Source organism: Planktotalea sp. (genome assembly GCF_050633725.1).
GTDB lineage: Bacteria > Pseudomonadota > Alphaproteobacteria > Rhodobacterales > Rhodobacteraceae > Planktotalea.
Map to the genome: position 1 here is coordinate 1 of NZ_JBOEHB010000009.1, position 16336 is coordinate 16336.

At 52.5% G+C, this 16336-nt stretch carries 14 protein-coding genes; 6 read left to right on the forward strand and 8 right to left on the reverse strand.

The features are described from left to right. From pyc to ACRBCU_RS09110, 3 genes are all read left to right on the forward strand, one after another. On the forward strand, window positions 1–2382 hold a 2382-nt coding region (pyc, locus tag ACRBCU_RS09100; RefSeq protein ID WP_431365069.1), incomplete at its 5' end, for a pyruvate carboxylase. Window positions 2383–2433: 51 nt separating this feature from the next. Further along, the gene (locus ACRBCU_RS09105; RefSeq protein ID WP_431365070.1) at window positions 2434–3135 is read left to right on the forward strand and encodes an SH3 domain-containing protein; all 702 of its coding nucleotides are present in this window, start codon (window positions 2434–2436) and stop codon (window positions 3133–3135) included. A 152-nt stretch (window positions 3136–3287) separates the two neighbouring features. Beyond that, window positions 3288–3674: an MAPEG family protein gene (locus ACRBCU_RS09110; RefSeq protein WP_431365071.1), complete on the forward strand. Its 387-nt coding sequence runs from the start codon at window positions 3288–3290 to the stop codon at window positions 3672–3674. A 330-nt stretch (window positions 3675–4004) separates the two neighbouring features. Here ACRBCU_RS09110 and ACRBCU_RS09115 read toward each other — a convergent pair whose 3' ends face one another. Both ACRBCU_RS09115 and ACRBCU_RS09120 read right to left on the reverse strand, forming a co-directional pair. Beyond that, window positions 4005–4316 (reverse strand): ETC complex I subunit, encoded by a 312-nt coding sequence (locus ACRBCU_RS09115; protein ID WP_431365072.1) that lies wholly within the window; start codon window positions 4314–4316, stop codon window positions 4005–4007. 83 nt (window positions 4317–4399) lie between these two features. Further along, entirely contained in the window at window positions 4400–6160 is a 1761-nt protein-coding gene (locus ACRBCU_RS09120) for a S1 family peptidase (protein ID WP_431365073.1), read from the reverse strand. 124 nt (window positions 6161–6284) lie between these two features. Between ACRBCU_RS09120 and uvrB the strand changes: the two genes are divergently transcribed. Continuing rightward, window positions 6285–8486 (forward strand): excinuclease ABC subunit UvrB, encoded by a 2202-nt coding sequence (uvrB, locus tag ACRBCU_RS09125; RefSeq protein ID WP_431365074.1) that lies wholly within the window; start codon window positions 6285–6287, stop codon window positions 8484–8486. A gap of 60 nt (window positions 8487–8546) precedes the next feature. Here uvrB and ACRBCU_RS09130 read toward each other — a convergent pair whose 3' ends face one another. Both ACRBCU_RS09130 and ACRBCU_RS09135 read right to left on the reverse strand, forming a co-directional pair. Then, complete coding sequence (locus ACRBCU_RS09130) at window positions 8547–8810, reverse strand: I78 family peptidase inhibitor (RefSeq protein WP_431365075.1); 264 nt, start codon at window positions 8808–8810, stop codon at window positions 8547–8549. Beyond that, complete coding sequence (locus ACRBCU_RS09135) at window positions 8803–9645, reverse strand: DUF6206 family protein (RefSeq protein WP_431365076.1); 843 nt, start codon at window positions 9643–9645, stop codon at window positions 8803–8805. The genes ACRBCU_RS09130 and ACRBCU_RS09135 overlap by 8 nt, the downstream gene beginning before the upstream one ends. A 122-nt stretch (window positions 9646–9767) precedes the next feature. Between ACRBCU_RS09135 and ACRBCU_RS09140 the strand changes: the two genes are divergently transcribed. Further along, the gene (locus ACRBCU_RS09140) at window positions 9768–10445 is read left to right on the forward strand and encodes a hypothetical protein (RefSeq protein ID WP_431365077.1); all 678 of its coding nucleotides are present in this window, start codon (window positions 9768–9770) and stop codon (window positions 10443–10445) included. Window positions 10446–10447: 2 nt separating this feature from the next. On the opposite strand, the gene ACRBCU_RS09145 is transcribed toward ACRBCU_RS09140, so the two are convergent. The 3 genes from ACRBCU_RS09145 to ACRBCU_RS09155 form a co-directional block, all read right to left on the reverse strand. Further along, window positions 10448–12736, reverse strand: a complete 2289-nt coding sequence (locus ACRBCU_RS09145; protein ID WP_431365078.1) for a glycosyl hydrolase family 28-related protein — start codon at window positions 12734–12736, stop codon at window positions 10448–10450. Between the two features lie 158 nt (window positions 12737–12894). Next, window positions 12895–13314 (reverse strand): DUF4864 domain-containing protein, encoded by a 420-nt coding sequence (locus tag ACRBCU_RS09150; protein WP_431365079.1) that lies wholly within the window; start codon window positions 13312–13314, stop codon window positions 12895–12897. Between the two features lie 58 nt (window positions 13315–13372). Then, window positions 13373–14947: a lysine--tRNA ligase gene (locus tag ACRBCU_RS09155; RefSeq protein ID WP_431365080.1), complete on the reverse strand. Its 1575-nt coding sequence runs from the start codon at window positions 14945–14947 to the stop codon at window positions 13373–13375. A 129-nt stretch (window positions 14948–15076) separates the two neighbouring features. On the opposite strand from ACRBCU_RS09155, the gene ACRBCU_RS09160 reads away from it, so the two are divergent. Next, window positions 15077–15499, forward strand: a complete 423-nt coding sequence (locus ACRBCU_RS09160; RefSeq protein WP_431365081.1) for a tellurite resistance TerB family protein — start codon at window positions 15077–15079, stop codon at window positions 15497–15499. A gap of 197 nt (window positions 15500–15696) precedes the next feature. Here ACRBCU_RS09160 and ACRBCU_RS09165 read toward each other — a convergent pair whose 3' ends face one another. Beyond that, window positions 15697–16269, reverse strand: coding sequence for a L,D-transpeptidase (locus ACRBCU_RS09165; protein ID WP_431365082.1), 573 nt, complete (start codon window positions 16267–16269; stop codon window positions 15697–15699). Window positions 16270–16336 lie beyond the last annotated feature (67 nt).

A 16336-nucleotide genomic window follows, 5' to 3' on the forward strand; every position in this document is an offset into this window, starting at 1 on the left:
AACAACTTTATCCCCGATTATGGCCGCATCACCGCTTATCGTTCGGCCACGGGCATGGGTATTCGTCTCGATGGTGGCACGGCCTATTCGGGCGGTGTGATCACGCGTTATTATGACAGTTTGTTGGTAAAAGTGACGGCACACGCGCAAACACCAGAAGCGGCGATTGCCCGTATGGACCGCGCCCTACGCGAGTTCCGTATTCGCGGTGTGTCGACCAACATCGCCTTTGTCGAGAACCTGCTAAAGCACCCGACGTTTCTGTCAAATGAATACACAACGACCTTTATCGACAAAACGCCGGGCCTGTTTGAGTTCAAGAAACGGCGTGATAGAGCAACTAAAATCCTGACATATATTGCGGATATCACCGTTAATGGGCATCCAGAGACAACAGGCCGCGCTGCACCTTCCGCCGAACTGAAAGCGCCGCGCCCACCAGCGGTGCGTGCAGACCACGCACCCTACGGCACCAAGACCATTCTGGACGAAAAAGGCCCCCAAGGCCTTGCCGATTGGATGGCCGCTCAGAAGCAGCTTTTGATAACCGATACAACAATGCGGGACGGGCATCAGTCATTGCTGGCAACCCGGATGCGCTCGATTGATATGATCAAAGTCGCGCCCGCCTATGCCAGCAACCTCTCTCAGCTTTTCTCGGTCGAATGCTGGGGCGGCGCTACTTTTGATGTTGCCTATCGTTTTTTGCAGGAATGCCCTTGGCAACGTTTGCGCGATCTGCGCGCAGCGATGCCAAATGTGATGACGCAAATGCTGCTGCGTGCGTCTAATGGTGTTGGTTACACGAATTACCCCGATAACGTTGTGCAAGAGTTTGTGCGCCAAGCTGCGAACACCGGCGTTGATGTTTTCCGTGTCTTTGATTCACTGAACTGGGTCGAAAACATGCGCGTCGCGATGGATGCCGTGATAGACGCAGATAAGGTTTGCGAAGGCACCATTTGCTACACGGGCGACATTCTGGACCCCTCGCGCGCGAAATATGATCTGAAATATTATGTCTCAATGGGCCAAGACTTGAAAGCTGCTGGCGCGCATGTTCTTGGGCTCAAGGATATGGCTGGGTTGCTCAAACCCGCAGCTGCGCGTGTCTTGGTGAAGGCGCTGAAGGAAGAGGTCGGTTTACCGATCCATTTCCACACCCATGACACCTCTGGCATAGCGGGCGCGACTATTTTGGCCGCTGCTGACGCAGGCGTTGATGCGGTTGATGCGGCGATGGACGCGTTCTCGGGCGGCACATCGCAAGCTTGTCTTGGCTCTGTCGTTGAGGCGCTACGCCATACCGAGCGCGATACTGGCCTTGATATCGAGGCTGTGCGCGAGATTTCTGACTATTGGGAACATGTGCGCGCGCAATATGTGGCGTTCGAGAGCGGCCTAGCGGCGCCTGCTTCAGAGGTGTATTTGCACGAGATGCCTGGCGGTCAGTTCACCAACTTGAAGGCGCAGGCACGCTCGCTTGGGCTTGAAGAGCGTTGGCCAGAGGTTGCGCGCACCTATGCGGACGTGAACCAGATGTTTGGCGACATTGTTAAAGTGACACCATCGTCCAAAGTTGTCGGAGACATGGCTTTGATGATGGTTTCCCAAGGACTTAGCCGCAGTGAGGTCGAGGACCCTGAAACCGATGTTGCCTTTCCTGATAGCGTTGTCGATATGATGCGCGGAAATCTGGGCCAACCCCCCGGCGGCTTTCCCGAGGGCATTGTTGGCAAAGTGCTAAAGGGCGATGCGCCAAACGTGGAGCGCCCCGGAAAATCTTTACCACCCGTCGATTTGGAAGCGGAACGCGCCAAGGTGGCCGAGCTTTTAGAGGGCCGCGCTGTCGATGATGAAGATCTGAATGGCTATCTGATGTATCCCAAGGTGTTCTTGGACTACATGGGGCGTCATCGCAGCTATGGCCCTGTGCGCACATTGCCAACACGTACTTTCTTTTACGGAATGGAATCGGGCGAAGAGATCACCGCAGAGATCGATCCAGGAAAAACCTTAGAAATCCGACTTCAAGCCGTTGGTGAAACGCTGGAAGATGGCGACGTTAAGGTCTTTTTTGAGCTGAATGGCCAGCCACGCGTCATCCGTGTGCCCAACAGATCGGTGAAAGCGGCAACCGCTGCGCGGCCAAAGGCCGATGCAGGCAATGAGACCCACATCGGCGCGCCGATGCCAGGTGTTGTGGCCTCGGTTGCGGCGGTTGCAGGCAGCAGCGTAAAAGAAGGCGATTTGCTTTTGACCATCGAAGCCATGAAGATGGAAACGGGCATTCACGCTGAACGCGATGGCGTGGTGAAGGCGGTGCATGTCACTGCTGGCGCGCAGATTGACGCTAAGGATCTGCTGGTGGAATTGGACTAGGATAAGCTTGCCCTACAATCAGTACGTGTTAACCTTCGTTAAGAGGGTACGATGCGACGTTTGGTTTCTGGTCTTGGTTATGTGTTTTTCGGGCTTTTCCTTGTGGGCTGGCTTGTCTCGGATGATGAGCCAACGAGCAAGGAATTTTCGAAAGCAAAGATTGATCAACCGCTTCTAGCCCTAAGCAATGACAAGGCTGGCCTGCTGACGGATGTTGCGCGGCCAGTTGCGCTAGGGCGCGCAGAGGACGACACGCTTCAACGCAGCGGCGCGCTGAAAGTGCCACAGTATCTTTATGTGACAGCCACTCGATTAAACGTACGCCGCGGGCCAGCGCAATCAAACGCGCGGATTGGCGTGTTGTCCCACGGCGCTAAGGTTGCGGTGATCGAACAACGCGGTGGCTGGACACGGATCAACGGCGCGAGAGATGGGACACAGCTATCTGGTTGGGTGTCGAGCAAATACGTTTCTGCGACAGCACCGCGCGCAGCCCCCAAAACCGAAAAGACGCGCGTGCGGGCTGTTGCTACGCCAAGCAACCGAGACATCACGCAAGCGCGCAAAGCAATCATTCGTCAGAGCATTGCCGCCTACCCCGGCAACTGCCCCTGCGATTACAACCGCGATCGCGCCGGGCATCGATGCGGCAAACGAAGCGCATGGTCGCGGCGAGGCGGTTATGCGCCGCTGTGCTACGAGAGCGATGTCACGCAGGCCCACTTACAGAGCTATTTTGCGCGTCAACGATGAGCAAACAGAACCGCCATTCTGAGCGCGCCAAGACAAACGCTTGATTTAGATTTTCGAACAGCTTTGCGCTCTCCTTCTTACCGCGAGGTTTGTCTGGAAAGATGCAAAGCGCCCTGTCATGCTCGGCAGCGCATTTGTGAATTGGAGGTCTTATGCTGAACGTGACGTCAATCTACGCGGCCCTTATCGCGCTTTTCTTTATGTGGCTGAGTGGCCGCGTCATTTTTTACAGGCGCAAGAATCGAATCTCGCTTGGGGATGCGGGTGACAAAAGTTTGCTTAAACGAATGCGCGCCCAAGCCAATTGCGCTGAATATGCGCCTATCGGCTTGATTTTGCTGGCCTTGATCGAAATGTCAGGTGCGCCAGCCTTTGCCGTCCACTTGCTTGGCCTAATGTTGCTGGCAGGTCGTGTATCCCATGGGGTTGGATTTTCTGCGTCTCCCCCGCGTATGGGCGCGCGGGTCTTTGGCACCGCGATAACGCTGACAATGATCCTTTTGAGTGCGCTGGGACTGCTCGTACATAGCTTGTTTTAAGGGAGTTTATGCCTTCTCAAAAAAAATCTCGAAATGAGTGAATTTTCCTCTTGCGGGCGCGACGCCACAAGCCTAAATACGCCCTACCAAACGGTGCGGGCGTAGCTCAGGGGTAGNNCGCCTCGCCCGCTCCAATTGGTTCTGCTAACCCAAGCAGAAATGACAAGGCCACCTTCGGGTGGCCTTTCGTCGTTTTAGGGCCTCTGTCTTGCGCATGATTTTGAGCACTCAAAGCGATTGCTTTCGAGCAAGGGGTTTTGAACATGCCTTTAGGCGCAGTGCCTTTCAGCACAACGCCATTTCAAAATTTAGATGTTCACTGTCAGTGGGTTAGTGCGTCCAAGGACCACGACGGTCTGTGGCGAAGTTGTCGGCGTACCCGCCGCTTCGAATATTCGCCTTACGCTTGTTCGGCTCGCGCACGATTGCGTCGATGCCATGGGCCTCTGCATAAGCAACGGCCGCTTCTTTGCTTTCAAAGCGCAGCTTCACTTGCGAATCCATGTCATCGCTCGAAGTCCAGCCCATCAGCGGATCAACCGCGCGCGCGGATGCGGGTGCATGTTCCAAAATCCAGATGTGGGTTTTTGCCGTGCCAGAGGACATTGCTGTTTTGGAAGGTTGGTAAATCCGTGCGCGCATGTCAGTCCTCAGTCTCAGATTCCAGTGTTCTTTGGGTTATGGGCAATTTGCGCCTGCCTCGCAAGCGGGCAATTTGACCATGTTTACTCATAGCATTTTATCAATTTCGTAAAGCTCGCAGCAGAGCTGGCCAATACCTCTGGCTCTAACCTTGGCGGTTCAAAACCAGCGAGCGCCGGTCGTACGTTGTTTTGGAACAAGAAAAGCTTGGCTATTTCTGCCCGTATCGCAAAGTTGACGTTTTGCGGTATGTCCAGCGCGCCATCATCCAAAACTCGCGCTTTGAGACGAGAGACAACAACGCCAACAACCGCCCCTGTTTTGTCAAGCACTGGACCGCCCGAATTACCCGGCTGCACGGGCGCAGATATCTGCATGCGTGTGCCATCGCCCCCTACTCCGATTTGTCCCGACACCGCCCCACGTGCCACGTTTAACCCGCCCAACACCGAATTGAGCGGATAGCCAACGACGGTAATGTCTGCGTTCAACCCTGCCGGCCCATTTGCAAAGCGCGCGACCTTGTCGTTTTCCCCCGCCTCAAACGATAGAAGCGCGAGATCAAATGCCGCGTTTTCAGCAACGCGCTCAGCGCGCTTGCCGTCGATTTCGATAATGCGGCATCCTTGCGTGACATGTTCATTGGTGAGAACCGCGCCGCTCGAAGACACCAAAAATCCAGAACCTGTCCCAACCAGTTTGGGCGCTTGGCTTACCCTTGCAGGCAGCGCGTTCGGGGTCACTTGCGCCCGCTCGAAATCTTTGGCGACGTCATTTTTTTTCTGCTCTTCAAGGACCGCAACCGTGGTCTCGATATTTGCCATCAGGTAGCCGTTGGTTTCAAAACTCAAATCCGCTGAATGACCCTTGGCAATGCTCGCAGTGACCGCGCGAAAGATATTGAGATCATACGAATTTGCCGACACGGTCACAGACGACCAGTATCCGTTGATAAAATGCGAGCGCACATAAAGCTGGCTCTTGTCGGATTTGGTAATCGCCGTGACCGCGTAGTTGGTTTTACGCACCGTATAAGCGGGTTCATACCCGCGATGGGCATCCAAAGCATACCGATGCAGCGTCGTGACTTTGGCGTCGCTCCCTCTGGACAATGACAATTTGAGCGAGCTTCTGGAATGCTCGAAGTTGGCAAAATCTTTAGATGGTGCGCCTTGGCGATAGGCCTCGTGCGGGAACAGGTAGGACATGCCTAACGCATCATTATAGGTCATCGCCCATCCGTCGCGCTCAAGCTGCGCATAAACTCGGGCTGCGAGGGTCGTCATGTGCAAATTAAGTGCGCGAGATTTGAATTCACGCGCCGCATAGGACGCCATCGCGCGATCGCTGAATTTGCCCCATGAGCCATCCAAGAGACCGACATAGTCCCCTTCAAAGGCCAGTGCGAGTTGTAAGAACCTCTTTTCCGCGCGGGTCAAAAGACCTGCATCAAGCGGTGACAACAGGCTTGCTTCGACATCAAAGGGCGCTTGCGGGGCGGCGCTGCGAGCGGCGGCAATGTGTATGGCTTTGCGGATGTAGGATTTTCCCTGAGAACATAGCGCATCTTTGGGGATTTGCCCCTGCGCTTTGAACCTATCCAATTTTTGGCGCGCTTTAGATGTGGACACGGCAATCCACGTTACAGCGTACCAGCCGTTGCGCGCCTCATAGATGGTTACACTTTTGTCGGAAAACCTTGTGCGCGCCTCTTGAATTGCGAGGCGTTCGTTGGGCTTAGAGGATAAAACAATTGCGCAAGTATTAGGCCCAAACAGAGACTGGGCGACCACCAAGCTTGGCATAAGAAAGGTAATTAGAAGAACAAAAATTCGAAATGTCATCACGTATCCAAACTGTGATTTGCGCTAACTAAAACACGCTGGCTTAGTGTTGCCTAGCTCCCCCTCTTGAACAAGAACAAAAAGCGATCAAATGTAGGGTTAACCTAGCAAAATCGAGTCGCGCATGTCTTTTGTTCACAATGATGGGTCTGATGCCCTGCTTAACGCCCCGAAACAGGCGGTGAAGGATCGCCTGAAACTTGAGGGTGGAATCGCGTTCGACCTTAAGTCAGAGTTTGAACCGGCAGGCGATCAACCGACGGCTATACAAGAGCTTTGCGAGGGCATTGATGCTGGCGAGCGCGATCAAGTCCTGCTTGGTGCGACGGGCACAGGCAAGACCTTTACCATGGCAAAGATGATCCAGCAGACGCAACGTCCTGCAATTATTCTTGCGCCCAACAAAACTTTGGCCGCGCAGCTGTTTGGTGAATTCAAAGGGTTCTTCCCTGACAACGCGGTCGAATATTTCGTCAGCTTTTATGATTACTACCAGCCCGAAGCCTATGTGGCCCGTTCGGATACGTTCATCGAGAAAGAAAGCCAGATCAACGAGCAGATTGACCGCATGCGTCACTCAGCAACCCGCGCGCTTTTGGAGCGGGACGATGTTATCATCATCGCGTCGGTGTCTTGCATTTACGGTATTGGCTCGGTTGAAACCTATGGCGCTATGACGCTCGATCTGGAGGTGGGGAAAAACTACGATCAGCGCAGCGTCATGGCCGATCTGGTTGCCCAGCAGTATAAACGCAACGATCAGGCTTTTGTGCGCGGATCGTTTCGTGTGCGCGGCGATAGCTTGGAAATTTTCCCTGCCCACTTAGAGGATCGCGCTTGGAAGCTGTCATTCTTTGGCGAAGAGTTAGAAAGCATTACAGAGTTCGATCCGCTCACGGGCGAGAAGAAAGACACGATGGAGCGGATACGTGTTTACGCGAATTCGCACTATGTGACCCCCAAGCCGACGATGCAGCAGGCGATTCAAAAGATCAAAGTCGAGCTTCGCACACGGCTCGATCAATTGGTTGCGGATGGCAAACTGCTAGAAGCGCAGCGCCTGGAGCAGCGCACGAATTTCGACCTCGAAATGCTGGAAGCCACAGGTGTGTGCAATGGGATTGAGAACTATTCACGCTATCTCACCGGCCGCGCGCCGGGCGAGCCGCCCCCCACCCTGTTCGAGTTCATCCCCGACAATGCGATTGTGTTTGCCGATGAGAGCCATGTTTCCGTGCCGCAGATTGGCGCGATGTATAAGGGCGATTTCCGCAGGAAAATGACGCTTGCCGAGCATGGATTCCGCTTACCGTCTTGCATGGACAACCGTCCTTTGAAATTTGAGGAATGGGATGCAATGCGTCCGCAATCGGTCTTTGTTTCCGCGACCCCGTCCAAATGGGAAATGGAGCAAACAGGCGGTGTTTTCACCGAGCAAATCATTCGACCAACGGGGCTTTTGGATCCCAAAGTGGAAATCCGTCCTGTCGACATGCAGGTTGATGATCTGTTGGATGAAGTGCGCCGGGTAACGGCGGACGGTTTCCGAACGCTGGTTACAACCTTGACCAAACGTATGTCGGAAGACTTGACCGAATATATGCACGAACAAGGCATAAAGGTGCGCTACATGCACAGCGATATTGATACGCTCGAGCGCATCGAAATCCTGCGCGATCTGCGTCTTGGCGCCTTTGATGTGCTGATTGGCATTAACCTTTTGCGCGAGGGCTTAGATATTCCTGAATGCGGATTGGTCGCCATTTTGGACGCCGACAAAGAGGGCTTCCTGCGCTCGGAGACCTCATTGATCCAAACGATTGGCCGCGCTGCACGAAATGCGGACGGGCGCGTGATCATGTATGCAGATCGCATAACAGGTTCGATGGAGCGCGCATTGAAAGAAACCGATCGGCGCCGAGACAAGCAAATTGCTTATAACGCTGAACACGGGATCACCCCTGCGACGGTTAAGAAAAACGTCGAGGATGTTTTGGCCGGCCTTTACAAAGGCGATGTGGATATGAACCGCGTCACCGCGAAAGTCGACAAGCCTTTGGCGGGCGCAAATCTGCAAGCGGTCTTGGATGGGCTTAGAACGGATATGCGCAAAGCAGCCGAGAACCTTGAGTTTGAAGAAGCCGCGCGACTTCGCGATGAAGTGAAGCGTTTGGAAGCGGTTGATCTAGCAGTGTCAGATGATCCGATGGCGCGGCAATCGGTGATTGAAGAGGCTGTGAGCGATGCGCAGCAAAAAGCGGGTCGCAGTACCGCTGGACGGCCGGGGCAACGTGGCGGCGTCAAGCCAAGGCGGAAACGAAGCTAGGGGGTGTGGGAACCACGCACCCTAGCTTGTTCGTCCCGCGTAAAGGTCGGCTAGATGGGTCTACCCACAGCGCAGGCCAGAAACGATACCATTGTCATCAACATCAATATTTAATCGCTCGGGTGCGTGATCCATGGTCACAACGTCCCCTGGATAAATAACGCGGTACGTCAGAGTTAAGGGCAATACCGCTGCATTCACGTCCGTTCCAATTATCCCGCTGAACTGAGATTTTGGGCACGTGTCCGGCGTGCTCGCCTCTTTTGCAGGCACACAAGCTGCCAACAACGCCACAGCGCTAAGGCTGGAAATCAATTTAAACATTTGGCTCTCCTTGTAGGCCAAGAACTTTTCGAAAACCCGTCCAATATGCGGGGAGTTTTGGCGGGGCCTTCATTTCTGGTATCGCCTCTTCCGCCCAACGCGGCATTGCGCGACGTGCAAAACCTTGCCCCCACTCCAAGAAAGCATCGCTGTCATTCGGGCGCAAGCGGCAGGCGCTACCCACAAGGCCGATCAACGTTTCAGGAGCAGAGTACCATTCATCTTGAATGCCCGTTACCTTCTTTTGCAATAATGGACCGACCCAACGCATCAAACGCTTGTCCGAAAACGTGAGCAACATCTTTCCCATCTCATCGCGCGAATAGTGAATGAGCGGCGGAAATGTATCAAAAAACAACGCTTTCCCGTCCAGATACGCGAAATTGCGGATTGAAGGGTGAAAGCCGACGCGCGCATCGACTCTGTCTGCATTGTTCCAGAACGTTGCGATCACTTGGCCAGCCGCTTCCATCATTTCAACGGCATTTTCGAGATCAGCCGCGATAATTTGAGGACGCATCATGCTATCCGCAGGCAGTGCTTCTTGCACGATGACAGGAATACGCGTTCCGTCGATGTCGAGCAGGTGAAATTCGGTTTGAGGCAGCTCCACCCCCGTCAAAGCAAGCGCATCGACATAGTCATCATGACATTTCGCGAGGCGTTCCAGCTCGGCCAGATTACGCAGACCGCGATATACTTTAATGATTTTGTCCGAAAGCGGACCATTCTTAGGGCGAAATGGCGCACAGAAATAGCCAAGGTTGCTAACGGCCTGCCCACGCTCTGCACTATCAGCTTTGATAAGCCGTTCAAGTTCTTGCAAATCTGTCATGTTACGCCCTTCTTTGGCCTCCCCAATATCGCGCAAGGCGGCTTAACACCAGAACTAGGCGACACATGCATTAACCAATTGTTCAAGAATTGCCGCATATCGTCTCTGCTGTGGAGTTGCTTATGCATTGGAGGACATTTTTTTCATTACTGAGCGCGTTGTTAATCGCGTGTCAGTCGTTACACGCAGGTGCCTGGCCACGCGGAAAGGGAAAGGTCTTTGCCTCTGCCTCTGGGATTTTTTCGTGGCCTCAAGGGCGCGCTATCGAGCTACCAGACATTTACGGGAGCGGATATGCCGAGTTTGGCCTTGGACAGCGCCTTACATTAGGGCTTGATCTTGGTAGCTCAGATGCAACGTTGGTCAGCAAACTCAAAGCCGTTGCTTTTGTGAGGTACTCCCTTAGCGACGCTGATGCGCGTCACCAATTCGCGCTTGATATTGGCGGCGGCCAATATCTTGGCAATCCAGTCCTGCGAATGGGGGGCTCTTATGGAACGGGCCTTCAGTTTGGGAAACTCTCAGGCTGGTATTCAATGGATGTGCATTCGTTGATCAATCCGAACACTCGCGCATCCACCCAAAATCTAGATGCCTCGCTCGGCGTAAACTTGAGCAAGAGCAAACTCATCGGATCATTCTCCGCGCATCGTTCGGACACAGGCAAGCGAACTTTTACGCTAACACCCTCTTATGCCTACCAAATCAACAAGAGCCAAACCATAGAAATGGGGATCGTGTTTGACTTGAAGCGCACGTCAGACCCCAAGTTAAAGCTTGGGGTCTGGCAAGAATTCTAGGTCTAATCGTCCATGCGCGCGGTAAGTGTGACAGTACCTGCCACCTCTTTTTCCCAAGCGAGTTCAACTACATCGCCATTGTTGCCCTGTTCCGGTGTGATCCAAGGAACCGTATATTGGTTTACGTTCGCAACAGACTTGATCTTGCTGCGATTGATCAATGACGTGACACGCAAAGCGCGCGCCGCGAACGGCAATCGCCCCGCGAAGGAAACAAACCAATTCTTCGAATGATTGCCCTGAGAGTAGTCCAAGGTCAGCGGGTTTTCTGTTCCCGTCACAACGTTCAAAAACATATTCCCTGACACGCTCACGTCGCGCACAGCTGAGAGGTTAAGCGTCGCAAACGTCGTGTTTATCCGCTCTACACGATCAATAGTACCTTTGGTCGAACGAAACATATTACCCGTCATTGTAAAGCCGCGCAGCGTGTGACCGGTCCCATAGGGTTTGATCACAACGAACGAAAACCAAGGCGCAACATCACTACACAGGAAAACATTATTCGTGATCGAAAGTGCGCTGAAGGAAAATCCACCTGAGTTATCAGGTGACGACGTCGATTCATTCGTCCACTCAACGTGACAATTGTCTACATAATTTGCGGTAAACGTATGGTTTACATTTGTACGGGTAAAGACAAATCCCGCCAAACGCGCACCATCTTTTTTACTGTCGCCTTGAAACACATGGTTGCCAGACATGACAAAATTCTGTCCGCCCAAAACTGCAAAATGTCGAAACTGACTTGCGCGGTTATCGCGAATTTTGAGATCGTTGCCGTTCGCGTTCATGCCAATAGAAGTGCGGTTTTGCGCGTCTTCACCGCCCTCGTTCGTAATGAACTGGCAGCCCTCAACAAACATACCTTGGCAACCACTACCGATCGAAGTGATGCCGCGATCCTTCGGTCGGGTAATAAAGCAATTCTTTATCGTATTCGCGACGCCAGAACGGGGGAGCATGATGCCCGATGCATATCCACGACACAGTATCTCCAGATCAAGCAGTACAAGCTGGCTAACCAAAGCAAATCCGCTGAAATCAAGAACATACTTAAAGCGTTGAAATCCGAACGTCTGACGACCCACAGCGTCATAAAGCGGACCAGACAAACGCAGCTCTTTTGCGGCGACATTTACTTCACGGACATAGACTTCGCGTCCGACGCCCGTCCCTTGTACGAGTGAGCCGACCTTAATGTTCGCAACATTTGTAACGTTGTACAGCCTGTCGTCATTCGAAGTGCTGTAACTTGCAGCGGATGTCGTCACATCGACGTTCCACTCGGGTCCGTCCGAAACATATAGCTGACCATTTCGAATGACGCGACGCTGAGCGAAACTATCGCGCGAGCCTTCAATAGCATGCATGTCCAATGGCTCGGTTATCGTGACCCGCCGCCCGCCAAGATCAAGCGTTTCATGATCTGCATTGTTGAAAAGCGCTTGAAAGGCTTTTCGAAACGCCAGTTCTTCATCGCCGCCAAAGGCCTCAATGTATTTTGGCAGATCGTAGTCTTTGACCAAGGACAGGATGTCGCCAGCATCCATCGTGATTTGGCCTTCAAATTCGATCTTTTCGTTTAAGGTCAGCGATGACCCAATGAAATAGGTGCCCGACGGCACGAAAATCTTGCGACCATCCGCAGCCTGATCCGCCGCGACAAACGCCGCGTGATCATCTGTTGTCCCATCACCAATCGCCCCAAAGTCTCTGACATCCACGATGTTCATCATATCGCGGTGGAACGCGCTGGTTATGTCTTCGACAATAATGTCATCAATGCGCACGACCCCACCATTCGGCCCCGTCAAATCGAGACCGAAATGTCCAAAGAGTGGCTCCCGACCCCAAACCATATCAACACCGGTTCGCTGGCCTGAACCAACAATCGCACTGATCTCTATGATTTCACCATAGCTCGTCAAGCTGACGGAGTTACCCGTCTCGTTCAGACCGCTGACGTGGGAGCCGCCAGAGCTTCCAGCCCACCCCGCAATTCTCACGGTGGGAAGTGGTCCGCTCATCGCCTTTATTCGGGCAGTAATTCTAAGATAACAGCCCGGCAACAACGGGGTTTCCCCCATATAACGCAACTTTTGAGTTGCATCCGTTTTTTGGATTTCCAAACACCCACTAAAGTCCAAATCCGAAGGAACATAGGCTGCTGTCGCAGTTCCAGCATAGGTATCCGACCCTGGTGTTCCGTCGCCGCGCGCCCAGACATTAAGACCCTGCGCAAATGCGGTAGGCATAAGAACCACGCCATCGGTGATCGCTTTGTTCATGGAATTTCCTCTTCCGCCGAGGGCCGCAAAGCGCGCCCGTTTCCAAAACGCCTGCAACGGCAAATGCCGCCAAACGTGGGCGTAAGAGTGCGAAAGAAGAGTTAAAACAATTTGAGAGCACCGTAACGGTGCTCTGCAAGGTCGCTCAAATCATGACGTTACGCAGAGAAATCAGAGGTCCCAAGAAATTGCACGCCATTGATTTTCCATCCATTTTCGCTCTTCATCATTTGATAGTCCAGAAAATGAATACGACCATTCAAGTCTTGAACCTGCACCTTTTGATAGAGCGCCCCGGCTATTTCGCGCAGATCAAGAAACCGGACATCTGCTGGCCGGTGAACCATGGGATATCCTTTGGCCACCATCTTGCCGAAGTTCTGTGGCGTGCCAAAAAGTTGCTTTATCGTTGGGCTGGCGTAATTGAAGGCCCGCTCGAAATCATCGAGCTTTAGTGCATCAAGTTGGTTTTGGATTGTATCCACGATGGCGGGCTTAGCGCTTTGCTCAGCTTTCACCCCGCTCGTAAAGCATAGCGAAACAACCAGTGTTAGTATTGTGAAAAATCGAATTGGCATTGCAGCTTTCCTCCCAATAACTGGAAGGAAAGCTATCCTAGATTGCGATTAAGTCAAATTAGACCAATTCACCCGCAAGCGCGCTGTCAATTAGTGCAATAGTTTCCTCAACGCCAAAAAGCGCAATAAACCCACCAAAACGCGGTCCCTGGCTTGCACCAAGCAGCACTTCATAAAGTGCCGTGAACCAGCCACGTAGCGGATCAAAACGTTCGCGCCCACAGGCGAAAACGAGGCTTTGCAACTCTTCCGCATCAAGCCCCTTGTCCCATGCCTTCAGGCCATCGCGAAGCTCAATCAAAGCATCTTTCTCCAGCTCGGTTGGTGCGCGGAACACTTTGGCAGGCTTCACAAAATCATTGTAATAGCGAACAGCAAAGCCGGCAGCTTGATCCATGTCCGGATTGGTTTGAGCGCTTGCTTCAGGCGCATAGCGTTGAATAAAGCCCCATAGTTGATCCTTATCCTCAGCTCCGGACACCGATGCGAGATTCAAAAGCATAGAGAACGGCACAACCATTTTGCTTTGCGGAACATCCCCACCATGAATATGCCAAACTGGATTGTTCAATCGCGCTTTCGCGTCTTGCCCCTCATAAGCGCGCAACTGCTGATGGTACTCATCTACGGCCTTCGGGATCACATCAAAGTGCATCCGCTTAGCAGTCTTTGGCTTTTGATACATAAAGTATGAAAGGCTCTCTGACGACGCATAGGTGAGCCACTGATCAATAGACACGCCGTTGCCAGAGGTTTTGGAAATTTTCTGTCCGTTTTCGTCCAAGAACAACTCATAAGTGAAGTGTTCGGGCGCGGGCATGCCTAGGATTCGACAAATCTTGTCGTAGATCGGCGTATTTGTTGAATGGTCCTTGCCATACATCTCAAAGTCTACGCCCAAAGCAGCCCAACGTGCGCCAAAATCTGGCTTCCACTGCAACTTCACGTTCCCGCCTGTAACAGGAACGGTCCATTCCCGTCCCTCTTCATCATCAAACGTAACCGTGTAGTCCGAGCGATTTACCGACTTCATCGGCACATATAAAACGCGCCCCGTCTCTGGATGAAACGGTAAGAAAATTGAGTATGTTTGGCGACGCTCTTCGCGCAAAGACGCCAGCATGACCTCCATAATAGCGTCATATTTATCGACCGCACGCTTCAGAACCTCATCAAACTGACCGGAGCCGTAAAATTCTGTCGCGCTGTAAAAATCATATTCGAAGCCAAAAGTATCGAGGAAACGGCGCAACATCGCGTTGTTATGGTGCCCAAAACTCTCGTATTCACCAAACGGGTCCGGCACAGAGGTCAACGGCTTTTGCAAATGCTCGGTCAAGCTCTCGGCGTTTGGCACGTTGCTCGGTACTTTGCGCATCCCATCCAGATCATCTGAAAAGCAAACGAGTTTCGTTGGCAGATCACTTATCTCCTGAAACGCTCGCATAATCATAGTGGTTCGCGAAACTTCCCCAAACGTGCCAATGTGTGGAAGACCAGACGGACCATAGCCAGTCTCAAACAACACATATCCCTTCTCTGGTGCGCCCTTTTTATAGCGTTTGAGCACGCGGCGCGCTTCTTCAAACGGCCAGGCTTTTGAGCTCATCGCAACTTCGCGCAGATCAGACATATCGGGTCTCCAAAAAAGAAACCTGCCCGAATGGGCAGGCGTATGCGCGCTACCTATTGAATGCAGGGGTTTTCGTCAATATTCTGCATATGCATCCTCAGGTGCCAATTAAGGAAAGCAGATCACACCGTGACCCAAGCCGCGCCCCACCCTCTCAGCCCGCAAGATTGCCTCGTAGCATTGATGATCGCCGTCTCTGCCTCTGATGAAGACATTCGAACTGTTGAACTCGTCAAAATTCAGTCGGCGGTGAACAATCTGCCGGTTTTCGCAGACTATGACATCGACCGTATGAACGTTATGGCGCAAACAGTTTTCGATCTGTTTGAACAGGAAGATGGCCTTGATGCGCTATTTGGTTTGATCAAAGATAACTTGCCCGAACGTTTGCACGAAACAGCATATGCGCTGGCCTGCGATGTTGCTGCAGCTGATGGCACCCTACAAGAAAGCGAATTGCGGATCTTGGAAGAAATCCGTTACGAGCTGAATATCGACCGCTTGCACGCTGCTGCGATCGAGCGCGGTGCCCGTGCGCGACATATAACATAAAGCGCCACTTCAAACGAAAATACGCAGCGCCTTTTGGCACTGCGTATTTCCGTGAGTGAGGCTAGCACTAAATAAACGCTACATTGCCTAAATTCAGCATATCAACATTTCCAATTTCCAGAAAGCCTTTATCTCATTTCTTTTGAGAGGAAACGGATATCTAGAATACCCATTCGTATAGGTTTTGTCGTTTTGCCTTAAAGAACCGTTACAGTTGTCCCAATTGGAACACGATCGTAAAGGTCAGTTACATGGCTGTTTATCATTCGGATACAACCATTCGACACGGAACGGCCGATTGACTTTGGCTGTGTCGTACCGTGAATACGGAAATAGGTGTCTTTACCGTTCTGGAATAGATACAGCGCACGTGCTCCCAATGGATTGCTGGGACCACCCGGCATCGCGTCCAGGTTCCCTTTGTACTTGCCATAGGCCTTTGGCTCGCGCTCGATCATTTCATCAGTCGGGCGCCAAGTAGGCCATTCTTTCTTAACGTCGATCGTTGCCGTGCCTGTGAACTCCAGTCCCGCTTTGCCAACGCCGACACCATAACGAACCGCTTTGTTCTTAGCCTCGACCCAATACAAGAAATGCGAGCGCGGCAGAATAAGCAGTTGTCCCGGAGCAATGTCACCCTTGATTCGGACGTATTGCGGCTTGAACTGCTCAGGCACTTGATACTCTTGCGCATGCGCGAACTGCGGAAGAAGCACGCCAGCCGCACTCGTTTGAATAAATGCCCGTCGCGAAAAGTTGTTCGAAATCATCAACACTCGTCCTTCAGTTTCCCAATTGGCAACAATCTGCCAGAAATCGAGCAGAAATCAATGCTTC